We start from the raw sequence: 16714 nt of genomic DNA on the forward strand, positions 1-16714 counted from the left end.
AAAAATTTACTTGAGCCACACTTTCTGCCTCTGGAAAAATCCTACCCCTACTTTCTATGTAAGAAAACACCATTCTTTAAATCAGCTTAACAGCAAGCCCGGAGTAACTATAGAGGTAATTTTCACCAGAGGCACAGAGACACGTCCACTAATTTTTATGAATTGCTTAGTAATTGAATTCTCACTCCCATAAATGAGAGAGAGTTATCCTTTCTCTCCACTCTCCCCACTCAAGTCCTTAATAGATTCTACTATTCTGGAATTTCCTTACTTCCTCCATCGTAAGATATACGATGAGGGGGAGGTTGAGATGAGCATGCGAGTAGATATTCATAGTTACGGAGAATTAAGTTACCCCAAAGACATGCTGTCCATCATTCAGGATGGATTGCCTGTTTTGAATGGCCCACCGAAAAAAGTGGTCATCATCGGGGCAGGCATGGCCGGATTGGTTTCAGCTTCCCTACTGAAACAAGCGGGACATACAGTTAAGATCATCGAAGGCAATGATCGGGTCGGTGGGAGAGTCTACACGTTAAGAGAACCTTTCTCAAAAGGACAGTACCTTGATGTCGGGGCAATGCGGTTCCCGAATATCCATAAGCTGATCTTCGCCTACATTCGCAAATTCGATTTACCCATCAATGAATTCAACAACGAGAATGACCTCTATTTCGTCAATGGCGTCCAGAGCACAAGTACGACGTACATGCAAAATCCCAACGTTCTTAAATTTCCATTGGCTCCTGAAGAACAAGGGAAAACAGCAAAAGAATTGCTTTCACTTGCAGTTCAACCCTACTTGGATCTGTATGAGAATGCATCCCCCACTGAACAAGAACGCTTAAGAAAGAAGTTTGACCGTTATTCATTTGAAGGATTTCTCCGCTTTAATCCCTTAGGGGTTTCCTTATCTGAAGGGGCGATAAGGAAGGTCAAAGTATTGTTAGGAATCGAAGGTTTTCCTGAACTGTCCTTTGTAGATATTCTGTTGGATATTGTCCGGACCGTGTTTAATCCAGACCTCAAATTCTATGAAATTACTGGAGGCAATGATTTGCTGCCTAAAGCGTTCCTCCCTGATTTAAGTCCCCACATCTTATACAAAAGGAAAGTGCAGCAAATCTTCCGGGAAAACAATGGAGTCAGAGTCGTCGCCTTCAACCGGAACACATATGAATACGAAAATTTCAAAGGAGACTATGTAATCGTCACCGTCCCTTATTCTGTCATGCAGTTCATCGATATCATCCCCTACAATTCCATATCTTTTGAGAAGTGGAAAGCGATCAAGGAGTTGTCCTACGTTTCATCAGTAAAAATTGGACTTGAATTCAAATCAAGATTTTGGGAGGAGTTGAAGATTGGGAATGTCTTAACCGATATCCCTTTAAGGTACACCTACTCGCCCAGTCCCGGCCGTCAGGTGATGCTTGGCAGTTATAGTTGGGGTGCGAATGCCAACTTGTGGAACAGTCTGCCTGAGAGAGAAAGGATCAATGAGGCTCTCTATGGCTTGTCAAAAGTTTATGGCAAGAGAGTGTATGAAGAATTTACGAAAGGGGCTTCTTACAGTTGGAGTCAAAATGAATTCTCAGCCGGATGTTTCACTTTATTTGCTCCCAATCAAGCGACTGATTTCTCCGACCTTCTCTATACACCAGAGGGGCGCATCCATTTCGCCGGTGAACATACATCCACGTTCCATGGATGGGTAGAAGGTGCGATCGAGTCTGCAATTCGAGCTGCGAATGAAGTGAACAAAAGATGATGTTAAATTTGGAGGCCTTTTCTCATAAAAAAGGTTCCTGCCCTCAAGCATCTTCAAGCATGTAGAGCTTGTGGTAGGAACCAATCCAATTGTAAAAGGCCAGGTCCTTCTATCTCAAAAACTTGTCGTGTGAATCGATCATATCCGGATTGAGTCCGGTACTTGTCTGCGCATCTTTCTGCATCGATTGATTGCAAGATTTACACACATAAGACGCTTTAGGATTTTTACTAATTTTCATATATTGTGGGTCAGAACGGTCTAATTTGTACGTCTTCTTACAAAAGAAGCACTTCTTTTCCATACACTCTCCCCTTTTTAGAAAGGAAATTTGTTGAGCCATTGTCCCCCATCAAGGGTAACAACCTCTCCATTCATATAAGCCCCTTCTTCAGATAGGATGAATTTCGCAAGTCCCGCGATTTCCTCTGGTTTCCCTAAGCGGCCAAGAGGGACGGAAGCAAGAGTACGCTGGGCAGCTTTTTCCGATTGAAACAATTTCTCCGCACCACCGGTACGTTCGATCGGTCCAGGAGCGATGGCATTGGCACGAATGCCGTATTTCGTTCCCCATTCGACTGCAAGTGTACGTGTCATCGTGAGCACTCCTGACTTCGCAGAAGCGGAATGGATGACGCCTGCGCCTGCATTCCACGCGTAGGTAGCGACGATATTCAAAATCGACCCTTTGATTTCATTTTCAATCCAATACTTACCGACCGCCTGACTGCAATAAAAGGTTCCATTCAAGACGATGTTGATGACGGAATTCCATCCATTCGGAGACAACTCCTCCGCAGGTGCAATGAAATTACCAGCGGCATTATTGACGAGATGGTCGATTCTCCCGAAAGCCTCTACGGTTTCTTTGACCATCCGTTCGGTATCTTCGACTTCACGGACGTCCATTTGAACCGTTAGGACATGATCTTCTTTTCCGGCTGCAATCTGCTTCTTTGCTTCCTCCAGCCTTTCCACATTCCGACCGGTAATGGCGACCTTCGCCCCTTCTTGTACAAACCTTTTTGCCATATGCAGTCCCATTCCACTGGAACCACCTGTAACGATGACGACTTGATTTTCCATATGTACAAACCTCCTCTTCTTGACTACTTATGTAATTCAACAAGAACAAACTGAATACCTGTTCATTTTCAAAAGAAAGTGTAAAAATTCGACGGAATCTTTCCTTCACCCATGTTATAATGGCGGAAGAATTTAGAGGAGAGACGACATGAAAATAACAAGAAGAACCTTCATCAAACGGACATTAGCAAGCGCTGCAGCCTTGATTGGCCTCAATGCGTTCGGCTATTCGTATGCGCGGTATATGGAACCGAATATGCTCGCTATCCGCCGTCATGAAATCGAACATGGGAAGATTCCCAAGCATTTTCATAATTTCAAAGTCCTTCAGTTCTCAGACACACACCTTGGCTTTCATTATGAATTGGATGACTTGGAGCGGCTCGTTAAAAAAATCAATGAAGAGGAAGCAGACCTCCTATTGTTTACAGGAGATCTCGTAGACGAACCACACACCTACTCTTTCCCACCTCGCCTGATTCAAATCCTAAAGAGATTGGAAGCGAAGCAAGGCAAGTATTGGATCTATGGAAATCATGACCACGGCGGCTATGGAACGGAAAAAATCCGCGATGTCATGGAGCAAAGCGGCTTTCAACTTTTACAAAATGAGCATACGCTCATTGAAAATGGATCGGCGTCCTTTGCGCTTGCTGGTGTTGATGACATCATGCTTGGACAACCAGATTTAGAACGGACACTCGAAAATGTTCCCAAGGATTCTTTCACCTTACTCATGGTTCATGAACCGGATGTTGCTCTTGAATATCAGCACTACCCCGTGGATGTCCAATTATCCGGGCACAGCCATGGCGGGCAGGTGCAGGTCCCTTTTTTCGGCTACCTTATCACACCTCCGTTCGCCGAGCATTTCGTCGAAGGGCACTATCCATTAGTGAACGGGTTCAACTTATATGTGAGCCGTGGCATCGGCACGACAAGACTTCCTTACCGGTTCATGTGCCGCCCGGAATTTTCGGTGTTCCGTTTAAAATCAACGCAATGAACGAAACGGAACTCTTACATTTTTGTGACAGATAGAAAACAAGTCTGTCCTTTTTTCTTTGGAGTGATAAACTAAAGACAATTTAGAAGGTTGGAGGATTTTATGAAACTACGTTTTTGGATCAGCATCATTTTTCTCCTATCCATCACCGCGGCCTGTGGGTCAAAGGATGTTGGAGAATTATCAGCCGTGAACCAACACGGAAAAGAGATATCTGTGCCACAAGCATACGCGGGAGAGTATTGGGTCGCGGATTTCATTTTCACCAGCTGTGAAACCGTCTGTCCTCCGATGACTGGGAATATGTCCAGGCTGCAAGCACAATTGGAACAGGAAAATCTGGACGTTCAACTCGTTTCAGTAAGTGTAGACCCTGAGAATGACACCGAGGAAGAACTACTTTCTTTTGCCGAGAATTATCAGCCAAATTATGAGCAGTGGGACTTTCTTTCAGGTTATTCTTTTCAGGAAGTGAAAGAATGGTCCATCAAATCATTCCAGTCTCCCGTCAAAAAAATGGAGGACTCGGACCAGGTCGCTCACGGAACAAGCTTTTTCCTCGTCGATCCTGATGGAAACATTGCAGAAACATACAGCGGTACGAAAGCTGAATCCGTCAAAAAAATCGTCGAAGACCTAAAAAAAATATAAAAATGAATCCTGATATTGTAAAATGTTGTAAATAAACAAAAAGAGAGCTATACTTGGATGGAAAGGAGATCATAGATGAAAGACAATCAAATATCCAACCGCGAATTAGCCGAATCCCTATTCATCGTCAATCGACATGCCAAAACAGCCCCAGAACCGAGGCACCTGTATGACATTAAAAAGCATACGATTGACAAACTCCTAAATGAAAACCGCGCCAAAAAGGTCGGACTCCATTTCTCCGACCATCCGAAATTCAGTCAGCAGCATTCGACCCTCCTCATTGAAGTTGGTGGTTACTATTTCCATGTTCCTGCTACAAAGAAAGACTTTCAAGATTTGGAACACTTAGGGAAAGTCGACCAGTCCTACCGGAACCCAAAACCCAAATTATCACTGTCGAGAGCCAAACGAACGCTTTATCATTACTTGAATTGGAAGCAGCCGAAAAAGCCTGCGTATTCCTTACAAACGTCTTCTCAACCAAGTATGCTCGGCCAGCCGACAGGCAGCCCATGGAACCAACGCAGAAGAAGGCGCCCATAAACCCTTTTCTAGGTTTCATTTCTTATTAAATAAGGAATGGACAGGAAGAGGAGGATGATACAAATGGCTGTAAGTGAAGTCGAAGATTTTTTATATCATTTAAAGAAGTATATGGAATACACAACAGAAATGCGTGCTTCTTATGAGCACCTTTCCGATCATCACAAAAACATCGTCGTAGATTCATCACCGACAAAAGCTGGTCCAGAAACGTTATCCAAGCATGCGTATGACTGGCACGATGAGTTGTTCGAGCGATTAAAGAAGGAATAAAAAAATCCGCCAACGAGCGGATTTTTTTATTCCTTCTTTTGTGTACCTCTCATCCATATGCAGCAAAAGCTCCCTTTTCTTGAAGATTCAGTTTCGAGACTTTTGTTGAGTGAATAGGGCTGCGGGGAATAACTCGCTTTCCGCGGGAGCGCGGTGAGCCTCCTCGGACTGCGTCCTGTGGGGTCTCACCATGCACTTTTTTCCCGCAGGAGTCTCGCCATTCCCCTCCGCCCTTTTCCATATATGTATCTCGAAACCACGTCAGGAATAAGCTGCTTTTATGCACATGGTAACTGGAGGGGAATCAACTCCAATGAAAACTGCTCCGTATGAGGGAAGCTTGTTATAGAGTGTTTTATGCTTATAACACCAGGACAGTGGGGAGCCCCTCCCACAGTGATGGGTTCGTTTCACTCATACATCGAAGGGGTGGTTGGGAAGCTGCGAGACTCCCGTGGGAGAAAGGAGATCGGCGAGATTCCGCAGGACGTAGTCCGAGGAAGCTTGCCATTCCCCCACAGGAAAGTGTTCAAATGCGGATTCGCCCTGGTAGACACGACTGGCATAAGCAAAACAGCAACGGAATGTGCCTTTCATTCCTTTGCTGTTCTGCTTATGACGCGAGTGTCTGGGCGATGGAGCTGGACGAGTTGCTTCCCAGCCACCCCTGGCGCTCAACCCGGGCAACGAACCCTGGAAAGTCTCGAATCTGAGTCTTACACACCCCTGCCATTTCCTTTAATAACAGAATGGATGTCATTAAGCGAATCGGCTATTTCAGAGGATGTGATGATCGATGATTTTTACGAGTTCTACGATTTCTGGTTTGGAAACTTGGGCATCGGCTCCTACGATTTCCCCTTTGTGACGAAGGTCGTCCGTGATCAGTGATGAGAAGATGACGACCGGGAGTTTACTCAGAACGTTATGATCCTTTAACAAACGAGTAAAGTGATGGCCGTCCATCCGAGGCATTTCAATATCAGTGATAATCAACTGATATTCCTCCTCGATTGTTTTTCCTTCTTCCAATAAATCTTCCAAATGCTCATAAGCTTCTTTTCCGTCCTCAAAAGAGATCGTATTTTCATAACCTGCTTCACTTAACGTTTCCTGAAGCATGGCACGAAGCATTCCCGAATCTTCGGCGATCAGAATTTTCTTTTGTGACCTGTCCCTTTGGCCTAGTTCACGCAGCTGCTCGGCGTTAATACTGGATTCAGGATTGATATCTGCGACTACTTTTTCAAAATCAAGCAGAAGCAGCATGTCGTTATCCATTTTAATGACTCCAGTGATTTGCGTTTCCAGTCCCTGGTACATCTTATTCGGCTTCTCAATTTGCTCCCAGGAAATCCGGTGAATTTGTGTCACGGTATGCACGTGGAAGACGATCTTGGTCTTATTAAATTCCGCCAGAATAAACTTATCCTGCTTTGGATTTTCTGATGATGAAAACCCGAGCGCATGTGCTACATCTACAACGGGGACGACTTCCCCACGGATTTCAATGATTCCCTCCACCGATTTATGAGAATGAGGAATCTTTGTAACGGGTTGAGGGTTCAGTATCTCTTTTACTTTTATAACGTTGATCCCGAAACGGTTATGGCCGATTCCGAATTCGACGATTTCCAATTCGTTCGTTCCACTTTCTAGTAATATGCCTTGGTCCTGGTTCATGAAGCATCGTCCTTCCTTTGATAGAATCCACTCTTTATATCGTCGATCAAAGACTAAATGTAAAGCAGTTGTGCTCGATTACTACAAGCCTCTCATTTGTTCCATATAAGCTCCCTATTGTTAAAGACTCAGATTCGAGATGTTTTCGGGGTTCGTTGCTATGTTTAGTGCCAGGGGTGGTTGGGAAGCTACTCGCTTTCCTGTGGGGATGGCGGCAAGCCTCCTCGAGCTTCGCTCCGGGGGGGCCTCGCCAGCCAATCCATTCCCACGGGAGTCTCGCAGCTTCCCAACCACCCCATTCGATGTATATGAGAAACGAACCCCTAAACCAAGATGAGGAAGGTCTCCCAAACCAATAACAGACATATAGTGCTATGTCAGGCCTTTCCCGCTGAGAATCAACACTGGGGAGAACTTTATAATATTCACCTCGCTTAAACATACTAGCGGAGTTACTGAGAAGTGGTTTCGAGAATCTTCCATGGCAAAGGGGCGGAGGGGAATAGCGAGACTCCTATCTTAAGTGTGCAGGCGCCTCGATCAGCGGCGTATGGACTGGACTGAGCTGGCGGAGATAAAGGAAACACGAAGAACGGAGTGATTCGATGTTGACTTATCGTACAGAAGCGAGGGAAGTCTCGCTAGGCGCCGGAACCGGATATCGAAAAGGAAAAGAGTGCTTGGTGAGACCCCGCAGGACGCAGTCCGAGGAGGCTCACCGCGCTCCCGCGGAAAGCGAGTTATTCCCCGCAGCCCCATCCACTCAAAAAAAGTCTCGAAACTGTGTCTTCAACAATCCTGCCATGTACATGTCGTTAATAACGAAGAGCACAAAAAAAGAGCGGGAGGCCCGCTCTTTTTTTTAGTCATTTCTTATGATGAGGTAAACAATCAGCCCGACTAAGGGGAAGAATAATGTACCGATAAGGACGACGAGGCTGTAGGCGGTACTTCTGCCTTTGCGAACAGAATCTCGATACGCCCATACACTCGTAATAATATTCAATACTAACAACCCGACCACGAAGATTAGGAAAGTTAGAAATAAGATGCCGATTTCCATGATGTTCCTCCTCTATTCCCGTTTCTCACTTATTCTACGATGAGGAAAAGAGAAGGTTTCAAATCAGGCCGCTTTTCTTTTGTTTCTTTTCGATAGGCGCGCATATAGCTTACGCATCCACCTTATGGTTACATACACCAAGCCGAAGCTGCTGATGGCAAGAAGGCAGACAGACCAGTAGGAAGCGGGCAGTGTTGAGGCCCGTGTCAGACATCGCGTAACGATCAACTAGCTGAAGAAATACCAGGGCTAGAAGACTGCTTGTCACATAACTTGATAGGGTCTTCCAGTGATTCAGCATCATCCATTCGATGACTGGTTTGACGACCCACATGAGGGACAGCATAAACAGAAAAACGAGGGAGAATTGAACATACTCCGGCTTCAGACCGAAAACATCCAATAGATCGTGATCAAGCCAGCTAATGGTTTCATCTAAAAACGATGGATCGAACCAATCCATAATATTCATCTTCTACCGCTCCTTGTTCTTTTTTTTACCATTATGAACAAGGATAGAAAGGAATAAACTTCACGCCTCTAAAAGCTGTGGATGTTTGCTTTTCAGCCACTTTAACCCTTCCCGTCGGCTCAAAGGCCGTACTTCCTCCTGATTAAGGTAACCGATGACGGCAGTTGCATCGGTTTTGCTGTATTCTCGGAGCGCCCATCCGATTGCTTTTTCAATAAAAAATTCTTTTTCATGCTTGAGGGCATCTATCGTTTCGAAAAGGAGGGGAGCATCTGTCTTTTCTTTATATTTCAACTGATGCAGGACGCTCGAACGTCTGACCCATAAGTGATCGGACTCTCTCCACTCTTCTGTGTAGGGGCGCAGCTTGTCTTCGTATCGAAGAAAATATCCGCCGCACAACGTGGATGCGATCATATCGACCGTGTCCCACCAGGGTTTCGTCATAAGCAATTGTTTGTATGTATCAATGCTGTGTTCCGGGGCTTTTTTGATTCCTTTTTCAAGAAAAGCGAGAGCAGCGTAGTGACATTCTCTTTCCGATTTTTCAAAAAGCAGGACGGCCGCTTCCAAGCGCTCGTCTGCGGTGATATCTCTGTATTCTTTTAGCAAAGGTGCGAGGATGCGTTTCCGATCAGGCGCTTTAATCCCGAAAAAAGGGAAATGATTCTTCATGTAATTCTCCATAGGAATTCGTTGGTTTTCGTCTCTATGTTTTTCTAATGCTGTCGTCACGTTCTCACATAATTCAGTAGGTCTGTTCATTCATTCTCCTCCGTTTCTTTAAAAAGGCGTACGCCGACGATCAGGCAAAGAATCGAAACACACCATACAAAGGCAGCCAACCAAAGATGAAAGGACATCGCAGCTAATGCCATCGATTGAGGTTCATCATGAGACGACCAGGAGTACAGTGTTCGAAATGCCCATACCAAGGAAGCCAAGGAAAAGAAAAGATGAGCCACCATCCAGCCATACGGTCGTTTGTCCTCTTTCTCCTTCATCAGGAAAAAGATGATAGTAAAAGCCATGAAGGTAACGGTAATGATCCCGGCCACCATCATCTCCGCTTCCTTTTCAAACGAAAAGGTCATCATCATCAAACTTGCAAAAACCGTTCCAGTCTTGTTGCATGGGCTCCCGCTTCTTCATATCCTTGAGCATACAGGTCGTGCAGACGGTCACGGTTCCGTTCGATTCTGCTCACTTTCAAAGGCTTTAAAGGCCGGATGACGAACGCATCTCCGTTTTGTTCCGCTTCCTTCACTTTTTGCAATTGCTGATTGTAACGGACGTGCCGTTCAAGCAAAGCTTTTGCGAAGAGTGGAAACTTTTTGTACTTCCGGTTGAAATACCAGCCAGCTTTCATTCTACCTTTGATGTATCCATCGTTGCGTGTAAGCACAACGACATGCTTTTGGTTCCCATCCCGCTCAGAAGCCTGCATCGGTATAGGATCAGCAATTCCTCCATCCATCAACTCCCGACCATCATACTGAATACTGGGAGCGACCATCGGTAAAGAGCTCGAGGCACGTATGACTTTCAAAAGACTCTCCCTGTCAGGAAAACGGTCGTAAAAGACAGGTTCTCCCGTATTCATATCTGTAGTCCCCACGACAAAACGCGTTTTTTGCTGAAGGAATGTGTCATAATCGAACGGAACAAGTTGATTAGGAAGCTTATCAAATATGAAATCCATTCCAAACAACTGACGTTTCGTAATCATCCTTTTGTACGATATGTATTCTGGATGCGCCCCGTATTCAACAATCACTTCATAGTTCCTTCCCCGTTGTTTCGCGACGTAAGAGCTGCCATTACATGCTCCCGCAGATGCTCCAACCACATAGGGGATGTGAATGTCTTCATCGAGAAAAAAATCAAGCACGCCTGCGGTGTATGCGCCTCTCATCCCTCCGCCTTCAAGAACTAAACCAACATCATCCATAGGATATAAACACCTTCCTTTTCTCATTTGTTTCCTTTATCTATATTTTGCCACGTTCTCTTAGAAAAGTAAAAAACCAACCGCTTCTATGCGGTTGGTTTTTGGTGTGATATCATCAGTTTACATAAGCATCGGAATCGTTTTTTCTTGTATGTTTTTCATCTATTTGACGTTCGATTTTTTCGATGGCTTCCTGATCGTTCAACAGTTGTCGTTTGTTACGATCCACTAAGTCTTCAAAGGAAATTCGTTTGTAACTTCTCATTATACAACTCCTTTCATAGGCTTATTTTAAATAATAACAAAATTCATCAAATTCCACGCAATAATTGTTTGAACATTTTGTTAACTTTATGTAAAGAAGGAGAATACGCATTGGAAAACTTCATCAATCCAAAAGTCAAGCAAATAGAAATATCAGGAATCCGGCGTTTTTTCAACATGGTATCCCACTATGAAGACGTTATTTCATTGACCATTGGACAACCTGATTTCCCCACGCCTCCTCAAGTGAAAGAAGCAGGCGTTCAGGCAATTAAAAATAATCACACGAGCTACACGCATAATGCCGGGATGCTGCCCCTCAGAAAAGCGATACAGCAGCACGTGAAAGATTCCTATGGACTCGATTATGAAGCGGAAGAAGAAATCATCGTTACTGTGGGAGCTTCCCAGGCGCTTGATATTACGCTGCGAACGATTATACAGCCTGGGGATGAAGTGCTGCTGCCAGGTCCTGTCTATCCCGGGTATGAACCACTGATCCGCTTGGCCGGTGGGACCCCTGTGTTCATCGATACAAGTCAGGATGGATTTAAGTTGACGGGGGGATAAAATTAAAGAGAAGGTCACTTCAAAAACGAAGGCCGTTATTATGCCGTATCCATCCAATCCAACGGGCGTTTCTTTGACGGAAGAAGAGCTGCGTGGAATTGCGAATGTAATCAAAGAGCATCAAATTTTCTTATTAGCCGATGAAATATACAGTGAACTTGTATATGATCGTCCGCACACATCTATAGCAAGCTTTTCCGATGTTCGCGACCAGGTGATCGTCATTAACGGGGTGTCGAAATCCCACAGTATGACCGGCTGGAGAATCGGGTACCTCCTCGCCCCTTCCTGGCTGAGCCGGCACCTTTTGAAAGTACATCAGTACAATGTCTCCTGTGCTAGTTCAATCAGTCAGCACGCGGCACTAGAGGCTTTGACCAACGGAAAAAAAAGAAGCCGAATCAATGCGTGATGCTTACAAAGAAAGAAGAGCGTTCGTCGTCAAACGCCTCAACCAAATGAGCCTTTCATTTGCTGAGCCTAATGGAGCCTTTTACATTTTCCTGAACTTCCCATTGAATGGAAAGACAACGTTCGAACGTGCTGTGCAGCTCGTAGAAGAAGCAGGAGTTGCCCTTGTTCCAGGGGATGCCTTTTCAGAATATGGGAAGGGCTATATGCGCCTATCCTATGCCTACAGTATGGCTACTTTGGAAAAAGGCCTCCAACGCCTGGAGGACTTCATCTCAACAGAGGATTGAGCTTTATGTAGATCTTCAAGGAAGACAGGGGGAACCACTGTTCAACCGTCTCGAAGATCCTTTTAAAAAAGACATAAAAAGAACTCATGGATGCAGATACCATGAGTTCTTTTAATTCGGCTCATTTTTTTGTACTTCATTCAAAAGGGCATCGAGTTGTTGACTGATTTTCACAGACTCGGGGCTCGACAACCCTTTTTCAAACGCCACTTCCGTCATTTTCTTACGCAAATACTCTAATTCAGCAATACGAGGATCTTTGCCGGCCACTTGCACCATCGACTACCTCCTGACTTATTCTTCCCTCTTATTGTACACCTTTTATAAAAAAAACGAAAAGAATGTGTGTTCGCATCCAATTCTTGCACGAAATGAATTATCTCAATTTTCTATACTCTTGTAAAGACAATCGGTAAAGGTTCTGATATTTCGACAGATGGCGATAAAATAAGATAATACCTGTAAGGAGACTTTACAATTTCGTAAAACCCTTCTCCCGCACCTTTTCTTTCCGTTGCGATATGGTAAAATTAAGGTTGAGATATTCTATGTTCATCTAGAAAGGAAGATGAGTTTGTCTGAGCAATCTAAAAAAGAATGGTTGGAATGGTTGAAAGCCATTGCTGTTGCCATTACACTCGCATTTATATTACGAACATTTTTCTTTGCCACTTCGATTGTTGAAGGGGCCAGCATGGACCCTACCCTCAAAAACGGGGAACGTGTCATGTTCAATAAGATTATATATTATGTAGATGAACCTGAACGAGGGGATATCGTCATCATTGAGAGACCTGTTAAAAGTTATGTGAAACGAGTCATAGGACAGCCGGGAGACACAGTGGAGATCCGTAATCATGAACTGTATGTAAACGGTGAGGAGCAGACCCAGGAATACTTGACGGAAGAGGCAGCGTCCTCTACGAGAGATTTCGGTCCCATCGAAGTTCCAAAAGGAAAATATTTCGTCATGGGAGACAACCGTTCCATCAGTAAAGACAGCCGGAATGGACTTGGGTTTGTCGAAGAGGAAGAAATCATCGGACGTACCGAATTGATCATTTATCCCTTCAATGAATGGGGCCTAACGAAATAAACTGACAAACGACCCGCCAGTCAAATGGCGGGTCGTTTGATTTCCTCCTATTTGTGAATCAGCAGAGCTGTGCATTCATTTAGTCGTGACGATTTTCTCTGGCAGCTGATGTAGTGTTTCAATCAGTTGATCAAGTTTTCCTTCCACACGGTGCAGCAAGTAAAACGTCACCGCCACAGGAAAACCAACATCCGCTAAAATTGAAATCCACGCATCAATCCCCATCCTTTCACCTCTTCTCCTGAAATTTTATATAAGCTCCCGTTTCTGGAAGAGTCAGTTTCGTGATGTTTGTGTACTTCTAGGGGCTCCGGGAAAAGGTTCGCTTTCCATGGGCGGGCGGTGAGCGAGTCATTCCCCGCAGCTCTATCCACTCAAAAAACATCCGAAACCAAGCCTTACACAATAATTATTTGATCAATCTCCATGATTGTTTTTGCTAAAAAGAGCCGCTACTTTGGATAGCGGCTCTTTCGTTTTTAGAATGAGATATCAAAGACGTTGCGTTCGACGATACGTGCTTCTTTCTTCTCGACAAAGTCTCCCCCGTTGGAATAAAAACAGCCTTGGGCAATGATGGCGTCCATTGCAGCAGTGACCTGGGCAGTATCGACGGGCTCTACCGGATCGTCGAGGCTGATGGTGACTGTTTTTCCTTCTTCATTTAAAAATTTCAGCTCCAGCTTTTTCATATATTCTCCTCCTACCTGATTATGATTCCGTCAATACAGAGCGGTCATCACGAGCGATATCGACAAGGATGTGCTGCTGTAACGGGTATAGAGCGATAGATACTTCATGCAATTGTTCGTCTGTAGCATTTGTTTTGATGTTGTTGAATGATTTACGTTTAAGAACCATGTTTCCGTCTTCATCTGTTCCTGTTGAAAAGACAAGCTGCAAGCGACTGTCTACTTTCAAAGTATTTACGGCCATCTGCTTCACCTCCTCTCACTTCTATAATCGAAGGAGAAAGAGAAAAAAGTGTCGTACGTATTCTTTTTCTTTATATCGGGATATTCTCCATGTTTTCGTGAATGAGGGGGGTATTAAATAAAGATGGGTTCACGGGGTTAGAATCACTGAAGAGTTTTTATTAAAGAACAAAAAAGCGTCCGGGGAAGGAACCTGTGATGGATCCTTCCCCGGACGCTTTTCTTCATTAAGTATCAACCGTGATCAAAAATCGTTAATCCTATAAGTCCTAACATTACAATGATACTGACAAAAAACATGATCATTTCCATCCTTGTTCCACCCCTCTTTCCTCTCTATCATAGCAAATATTTAAAGCGTTTGCTTTGGTTGTTTTCTATTCCTTGTATATTTTATCCTTCCCTCAAATGTAAATAGAAACACTCGTCTTTTCATAATCCTGACATAACTAATTGAACATATTGTGAAGTGATGAGCAAATCGTGGATATTCTTTCCTTCTCACCTTATACTTGAATTGTAAGAAAGAGATCTTCTTACACAACATCATGTGAAATGGTGAACAAACTTTTATAAGGAGTGAGTGTCATGTTGAATGAACTGTTACGAAACAACAAGGTGATTGCTATGATTCTTACCGTCTTCCGCATTTATCTAGGCTATGCCTGGTTGACTGCTGGCATCGGAAAAATTACAGGCGGGTTTGAAGTGAGTGGTTTTCTGAATGGAGCCATTGCGAAGGCAGAAGGCGCGCACCCGGCTGTCCAGGGATGGTGGGCTGTATTCCTTGAACAATTCGCCCTTCCGAATCATGAATTTTTCGCTTTCATCGTCATGTGGGGAGAAGTTCTCGTCGGTATTGCACTTATTTTAGGATTATTCACGAACGTAGCTGCTTTCGGTGGCATTCTCATGAACTTCGCTTTCTTATTCAGCGGAACGGTCAGCACGAACCCACAGATGGTTCTGCTCACGATCTTCCTTCTTGTTGCCGGTGCCAATGCCGGACGTTATGGATTAGATCGCTGGGTCTTGCCAATGCTCAAAAAACAAGGCACCAAACTTCACATGGGAAGAGGAAGACTTGCTCATCAATAATACATCAAGCCCTATGTCACCGCGCATAGGGCTTTTTTCGTTTATTTTACTTCTGGATGAGGTATGATGATTTTATACATCATTCTTTTAAGGACCGTACGATGAAAGAGGTGTCCTATGGCAAACTATATCTACCGTTTTTTTATTTTTTGGTACATATGTGGCGTGTTTTTAGTAACTTTCGACTGGCTGCCCCCCTGGCTCGAATGGGCGAACAGCGTTTTTTTAATTTCTGCCGGCATCGTCGCAGGCATTTATTTTATTAAAATGTACGGTGTTGGGCGCGGGACCATCTACAGCTTGATCATCATTTTCGTCAGTATTTACGTAGAACACCTAGGTGTAGAATACAATTTCTTATTCGGTGCCTATCACTATACAGATAACTTCGGATTAAAAATTGTGGACACCCCCATTACCATTGGATTTGCATGGCTTTTGATTATCGGGTGCTCTCATGAACTGGCCCGTATTCTATCGAAGGGATGGAGTCTTTGGGTCAGTCGGTTCATTTTTGTTGTCACAGGTGCGCTCGCAGCGGTGACGATGGACCTCATCCTTGATCCAGTCTCCTTCAAGGTGAAGGAATATTGGATTTGGGAAGATCCTGACTTCTATTACGATATCCCTTTTTCCAACTTCTTTGGCTGGTTTGTTCTGGCTGCACTGTTTCACCTGATTTTCCTATTCATTCACAGGGATGTAGAAGAGAGAAACATCCATCCTTGGCCTGAAAGGATGGTCCTGACATTCGGTCTGATTATATTCCTGTTTATATGTATCGCATTCACCGGACGGTTGTATGGGGCGATTACGTTCGTGAGTACCCTTACACTCTTATGGTATGGCTTGTACTTTTGGAGGAGATCAAATGTTTCAACCCGCACGTAAAACGTCATGGATAGAGTGGGGTTTCACCCGTTTCAACCGTTTATTTTTAAACTATCATTTCAACAATATTCTAATCCAGCCCCCTTCTTCCGTACCTGATGAGAAGACCCTTTTTCTTATCAATCATTCGACATGGTGGGATCCGCTATTTATTTTTTACATCAACGATCGTCTCGTAAAGTCAGACGGATATGGCATGATGCATGAAGAGGGCATTCGCCGCTTTCCTTTCTTTCGGAGAATTGGAGCTTATTCAGTGAACGGTGATGATCGCCGCCATTTAGTGCAATCATTACATTATAGCAAGCGTTTGCTAGAAGAGGACAAAACGGTGTGGATCTTTCCTCAAGGGAATGAACAGCCCCTCGAGAAGAGACCGCTTGAATTTTTTTCAGGCATCAGTTACCTTACTCAGCGATGTCCAGACATAAAAGTCGTACCTGTTTCCCTATACTATGCGCTTGAGCATACGAAAAAGCCGAATGCCTACATACGACTGGGAGATGCTCTCCCCCCACTGGAATACGAGGGCCTCTCCAGAAAAGAGATGACACGATATTTTGAAGAGTCGGCAACCAAACAGCTGGATCAATTACGGCAGGACGTCATTGAAGAAAATCTTCAATCCTTTAAAAAATTGTAATGGAAGGGGGAATC

Annotated in this window: 22 protein-coding genes and 1 pseudogene; 10 read left to right on the plus strand and 13 right to left on the minus strand. The window is 44.3% G+C overall.

What is annotated here, in order from left to right; all coding sequences use genetic code 11:
* Positions 1–310 precede the first annotated feature (310 nt).
* Positions 311–1771, plus strand: coding sequence for a flavin monoamine oxidase family protein (locus LC065_RS16545; RefSeq protein WP_306163565.1), 1461 nt, complete (start codon positions 311–313; stop codon positions 1769–1771).
* 109 nt (positions 1772–1880) lie between these two features.
* Here the strand turns inward: LC065_RS16545 and LC065_RS16550 are convergent, their stop codons facing one another.
* Positions 1881–2075, minus strand: coding sequence for a DUF2197 domain-containing protein (locus tag LC065_RS16550; RefSeq protein WP_226589009.1), 195 nt, complete (start codon positions 2073–2075; stop codon positions 1881–1883).
* A 14-nt stretch (positions 2076–2089) separates the two neighbouring features.
* Positions 2090–2857: a 2,4-dienoyl-CoA reductase gene (gene fadH, locus LC065_RS16555; protein ID WP_226589006.1), complete on the minus strand. Its 768-nt coding sequence runs from the start codon at positions 2855–2857 to the stop codon at positions 2090–2092.
* A 148-nt stretch (positions 2858–3005) separates the two neighbouring features.
* Between fadH and LC065_RS16560 the strand changes: the two genes are divergently transcribed.
* The 4 genes from LC065_RS16560 (at position 3006) to LC065_RS16575 (ending at position 5333) form a co-directional block, all read left to right on the plus strand.
* Complete coding sequence (locus LC065_RS16560) at positions 3006–3863, plus strand: metallophosphoesterase (RefSeq protein WP_226589004.1); 858 nt, start codon at positions 3006–3008, stop codon at positions 3861–3863.
* A gap of 102 nt (positions 3864–3965) precedes the next feature.
* Entirely contained in the window at positions 3966–4514 is a 549-nt protein-coding gene (locus LC065_RS16565) for an SCO family protein (RefSeq protein ID WP_306163567.1), read from the plus strand.
* Positions 4515–4589: 75 nt separating this feature from the next.
* Positions 4590–5060, plus strand: a complete 471-nt coding sequence (locus tag LC065_RS16570) for a YkyB family protein (protein ID WP_226588998.1) — start codon at positions 4590–4592, stop codon at positions 5058–5060.
* A gap of 63 nt (positions 5061–5123) precedes the next feature.
* Positions 5124–5333 (plus strand): hypothetical protein, encoded by a 210-nt coding sequence (locus LC065_RS16575; protein WP_226588996.1) that lies wholly within the window; start codon positions 5124–5126, stop codon positions 5331–5333.
* 777 nt (positions 5334–6110) lie between these two features.
* On the opposite strand, the gene LC065_RS16580 is transcribed toward LC065_RS16575, so the two are convergent.
* The 7 genes from LC065_RS16580 to LC065_RS16610 all read right to left on the minus strand — a co-directional run bounded on the left by LC065_RS16580 (position 6111) and on the right by LC065_RS16610 (position 10767).
* The gene (locus LC065_RS16580; RefSeq protein ID WP_226588994.1) at positions 6111–7016 is read right to left on the minus strand and encodes a chemotaxis protein; all 906 of its coding nucleotides are present in this window, start codon (positions 7014–7016) and stop codon (positions 6111–6113) included.
* Between the two features lie 862 nt (positions 7017–7878).
* Positions 7879–8079, minus strand: coding sequence for a PLDc N-terminal domain-containing protein (locus LC065_RS16585; RefSeq protein WP_226588993.1), 201 nt, complete (start codon positions 8077–8079; stop codon positions 7879–7881).
* A 109-nt stretch (positions 8080–8188) separates the two neighbouring features.
* Complete coding sequence (locus tag LC065_RS16590) at positions 8189–8551, minus strand: hypothetical protein (protein WP_306163568.1); 363 nt, start codon at positions 8549–8551, stop codon at positions 8189–8191.
* A 60-nt stretch (positions 8552–8611) separates the two neighbouring features.
* Entirely contained in the window at positions 8612–9316 is a 705-nt protein-coding gene (locus LC065_RS16595) for a DNA alkylation repair protein (RefSeq protein ID WP_226588989.1), read from the minus strand.
* Entirely contained in the window at positions 9313–9648 is a 336-nt protein-coding gene (locus tag LC065_RS16600; RefSeq protein WP_226588987.1) for a hypothetical protein, read from the minus strand. Before LC065_RS16600 ends, LC065_RS16595 begins: the two co-directional genes overlap by 4 nt.
* 2 nt (positions 9649–9650) lie before the next feature.
* The gene (locus LC065_RS16605) at positions 9651–10502 is read right to left on the minus strand and encodes a patatin-like phospholipase family protein (protein WP_226588985.1); all 852 of its coding nucleotides are present in this window, start codon (positions 10500–10502) and stop codon (positions 9651–9653) included.
* A gap of 115 nt (positions 10503–10617) precedes the next feature.
* Positions 10618–10767, minus strand: coding sequence for an FbpB family small basic protein (locus tag LC065_RS16610; RefSeq protein WP_226588984.1), 150 nt, complete (start codon positions 10765–10767; stop codon positions 10618–10620).
* 110 nt (positions 10768–10877) lie between these two features.
* Here LC065_RS16610 and LC065_RS16615 point away from each other — a divergent pair.
* Positions 10878–12037: pseudogene (locus LC065_RS16615) on the plus strand (aminotransferase A).
* A 111-nt stretch (positions 12038–12148) separates the two neighbouring features.
* Here the strand turns inward: LC065_RS16615 and LC065_RS16620 are convergent.
* On the minus strand, positions 12149–12316 hold the full coding sequence (locus LC065_RS16620) for an aspartyl-phosphate phosphatase Spo0E family protein (protein ID WP_226588979.1): 168 nt from the start codon (positions 12314–12316) through the stop codon (positions 12149–12151).
* Between the two features lie 295 nt (positions 12317–12611).
* Between LC065_RS16620 and lepB the strand changes: the two genes are divergently transcribed.
* Positions 12612–13133: a signal peptidase I gene (gene lepB / locus LC065_RS16625; protein WP_226588977.1), complete on the plus strand. Its 522-nt coding sequence runs from the start codon at positions 12612–12614 to the stop codon at positions 13131–13133.
* Positions 13134–13208: 75 nt separating this feature from the next.
* Here lepB and LC065_RS16630 read toward each other — a convergent pair whose 3' ends face one another.
* From LC065_RS16630 to LC065_RS16640, 3 genes are all read right to left on the minus strand, one after another.
* A complete protein-coding gene (locus LC065_RS16630) occupies positions 13209–13352 on the minus strand; it encodes a YvrJ family protein (RefSeq protein ID WP_089654787.1) in 144 nt (47 codons plus the stop codon).
* 260 nt (positions 13353–13612) lie between these two features.
* Positions 13613–13825, minus strand: coding sequence for a DUF2922 domain-containing protein (locus LC065_RS16635; protein ID WP_226588975.1), 213 nt, complete (start codon positions 13823–13825; stop codon positions 13613–13615).
* Between the two features lie 19 nt (positions 13826–13844).
* Positions 13845–14069: a DUF1659 domain-containing protein gene (locus tag LC065_RS16640; protein WP_226588973.1), complete on the minus strand. Its 225-nt coding sequence runs from the start codon at positions 14067–14069 to the stop codon at positions 13845–13847.
* A gap of 587 nt (positions 14070–14656) precedes the next feature.
* Here LC065_RS16640 and LC065_RS16645 point away from each other — a divergent pair.
* The 3 genes from LC065_RS16645 (at position 14657) to LC065_RS16655 (ending at position 16700) form a co-directional block, all read left to right on the plus strand.
* Positions 14657–15166: a DoxX family protein gene (locus tag LC065_RS16645; protein WP_226588971.1), complete on the plus strand. Its 510-nt coding sequence runs from the start codon at positions 14657–14659 to the stop codon at positions 15164–15166.
* Positions 15167–15283: 117 nt separating this feature from the next.
* Positions 15284–16057 (plus strand): carotenoid biosynthesis protein, encoded by a 774-nt coding sequence (locus LC065_RS16650; protein WP_306163569.1) that lies wholly within the window; start codon positions 15284–15286, stop codon positions 16055–16057.
* Positions 16038–16700, plus strand: coding sequence for a lysophospholipid acyltransferase family protein (locus LC065_RS16655; protein WP_226588967.1), 663 nt, complete (start codon positions 16038–16040; stop codon positions 16698–16700). Before LC065_RS16650 ends, LC065_RS16655 begins: the two co-directional genes overlap by 20 nt.
* Positions 16701–16714: the final 14 nt, after the last annotated feature.

The organism is Halobacillus litoralis, assembly GCF_020524085.2.
GTDB classification, from domain to species: domain Bacteria; phylum Bacillota; class Bacilli; order Bacillales; family Halobacillaceae; genus Halobacillus; species Halobacillus litoralis_E.